Consider the following 3,069-nt stretch of genomic DNA (forward strand, 5'->3'; position numbering starts at 1 on the left):
AAATTCTATGTGAAATTTTAAGTATTTTGGAATTTTAAAATTCCAAAAAACGAGTTTTGTGCCTTCAAATATGAAAGCCTCAGCGAGCTTTTAAAATTTAAAATCGCGCCGAAATCTATTTTATACGCAATGAAATTCGCCCCCAAGAGATATCGGATACGGCAAATCAAACAGATCGTCTTACCAAACCTTGAAATTCTAAATCCGAATTCTAAATTTTAAAATTTCAAATGCCTCAAAATTTTAAAATTTTAGAAATTTAAAACTTTTTAGAATTTTGAAATTCTTAAAATTTAAAGGCGAACTTTGCTTACAAGCTCGCCCGCATCGCATAAATTTAAAATTTTAAATGAATGCCGTATCTTAGCGCACTAAATTTAAATATCGCAACGGCGCCGATCGCACTCTGCAGCACGGCACACCGCAACAACGCTATAGAAAAATATGCGACAAAGCATCAGGCGCGCTTTGAAATTTTAAAATTTCAAAACCAAATTTACATCGCATCTCGCAGTTTCGCATGCCGCGCGCGGAATCTCGCGATCAAGCCTCTTTAAAATTTAGGTGCCTTCAGTTTGCGACATATCCGCTAGCAATAAAAGCCAAGCAAAACACCAAAGGACCGTCGGTCGCGTGATACTCGCAATCAAGATCACTGATCGTGCGATACTTACGACCGATTGCCGCGCCTACCTCGCAAAGCCGCCTTTTTTCGGACCGCCCTTGCCGTGGCAGTCTTTGTATTTTTTGCCGCTGCCGCAAGGGCAAGGATCGTTTCGCTTAGGCTTTTTGTCGCCAAACTCGTCTGAGCCCTTTAGCTGCGCCTCATTCGTGCTTGCAGCGGCGAGCTCTTTGGCATTTGAGCTCTCCATGCGCTCCTGCATCGCGCGCTGCTCGGCTTCTATCTCCTCCCTAGATTTAAATTGGATCGAATGCAGCAAGCGGATGCTATCGGATTTGAGGCGCATTACAAGCTCCATAAAAAGATTGTAGCTCTCCTTTTTATACTCCGTAAGCGGGTCTTTGTGGTTGTAGCCACGAAGTCCGATGCCCGCTTTTAGGATATCCATCTGATACAGATGCTCTCTCCAGTCGCGATCGACGATCTGCAGATAAAGCATCTTTTCGATACTTTTTCGCTGCTGCGGATCGATCGGCGACATCTTGTTTTCATACGAAACGGCAAGCGCGCCGATGATCTTTTCTTTCAGCTCTTTGAAATCATCGACCTTCTCAAGCTCGCTATTTTCGAGCACCTCGCCCGTTTCTTGAGCGATTTTAGCGACGATCGGGAATTTATCGACCTCTTTGATATTTGCGCCGTCGAAAATTTCAAGCTCCTCAAGCACACTAGAGATATATTCCTCGCGGTTTTGAATGATTTTATCTTTCAGATCGTAGTCGGGATCCAAAAGCTCGTTGCGATATTTATAGATCGTTTTGCGCTGCTCGTTTGCGACGTCGTCGTATTCTAGGATATTTTTACGCGCTTCAAAATGCAAGCTCTCGACCTTTTTCTGCGCGTTCTCTACTGCGCGCGAAACCATGCCTGATTCAATATGTTCGCCATCTTTTAGCCCCAAGCGATCCATGATATTTTTGATCTTGTCGCTGCCAAAAATTCTAAGCAGATTATCCTCCAAGCTTAAGAAAAATCTACTCTCGCCCGGATCACCTTGGCGCCCGCTTCGTCCGCGGAGCTGATTATCAATACGGCGACTTTCGTGGCGCTCGGTACCTAAAATATACAGCCCACCTAAAGCGCGCACTTCGTCGTCTATGCGGATATCCACGCCGCGTCCCGCCATATTCGTAGCGATCGTTACGGCGCCCTTTACGCCTGCGTCTTTGATGATCTGCGCCTCGCGCTCGTGATTTTTGGCGTTTAGCACGGAGTGCGCGATGTTTTCTTTGACCAAAAGCTCGTGCAGCTTCTCACTCTTTTCAATCGACGCCGTACCCACGAGCACGGGCTGGCCTTTGGAATTTAGCCGCTTGATTTCATTGATGACGGCGTCAAATTTCTCGCGCTCGGTCTTGTAGATAAGATCGTTTTGATCCTTTCTGATGACCGGCACATTCGTAGGGATAGAGACCACTTCGAGTTTGTAAATTTGAGAAAATTCCGTCGCTTCCGTCTGCGCCGTGCCCGTCATACCGGCTAGTTTTTCGTAAAGACGGAAGTAGTTTTGAAAGGTAATGTCGGCAAGAGTTTGGCTCTCCTCTTGGATCTGCACACCCTCTTTTGCCTCAAGCGCCTGATGGAGCCCTTCGCTAAATCTGCGCCCCTCGCTAAGACGACCCGTAAATTCATCCACGATTATGACCTGCCCGTCGCGCACGACGTAGTGTACGTCCTTTTCAAATAGATAATTCGCCTTAAGTGCTTGATCAAGGTAGTGGCTAAGCACGGCATTTTCAAGGCTGTAGAGGTTATCCACGCCAAAAAGCTTCTCGGCTTTTGAGATTCCTGCCTCTGTAATCAAAACGGCGCGGTTTTTCTCATCTACGGTAAAATCGCCCGTCGCCTTGCCTTTCGGATCGGCTGGCGCCTCGCCGCGGATCATTTGGCGAGCTACTTCGTTTGCCTTGATGTAACCATCTAGAGTGCGGTTCGTAGGACCTGAGATGATTAGCGGCGTCCTAGCTTCGTCGATCAAAATACTATCGACCTCGTCGACGATTACGAAATGATGCCCGCGCTGCACCTTTTCATCCGCGCTAAATTTCATATTATCGCGCAGGTAGTCAAAGCCAAACTCGTTATTAGTACCATAAGTGATATCGGCGTCATAAGCTTCCTTGCGAGAGCAGGGTTTGAGGTGGCTCATTCGCTTGTCGTAGTGGTCGGTATTCTCATACTCGGGGTCGTAGATAAAGCTGGCGTCGTTAATAATCACGCCGGTGCTCATGCCCAGAGCGTGATAGAGCTGCCCCATCCAGCCACCATGAAGCTGAGCCAGATAGTCGTTGACAGTGACCATGTGGACACCTCGACCGGTCAGAGCATTCAGATAGACCGGGGCGGTAGCGACTAGCGTCTTACCTTCGCCGGTCTTCATCTCGGCG

1 protein-coding gene is annotated in these 3,069 nt (G+C 47.5%); it reads right to left on the minus strand.

The features are described 5' to 3' along the window. Positions 1-689: 689 nt before the first annotated feature. Positions 690-3,069, minus strand: a 2,380-nt coding sequence (secA, locus tag Q0095_RS09525) for a preprotein translocase subunit SecA (RefSeq protein WP_297883290.1), incomplete at its 5' end; no start/stop codon positions are given.

This window comes from uncultured Campylobacter sp., from assembly GCF_938045535.1.
In the GTDB taxonomy this organism is placed as follows: Bacteria; Campylobacterota; Campylobacteria; order Campylobacterales; family Campylobacteraceae; genus Campylobacter_B.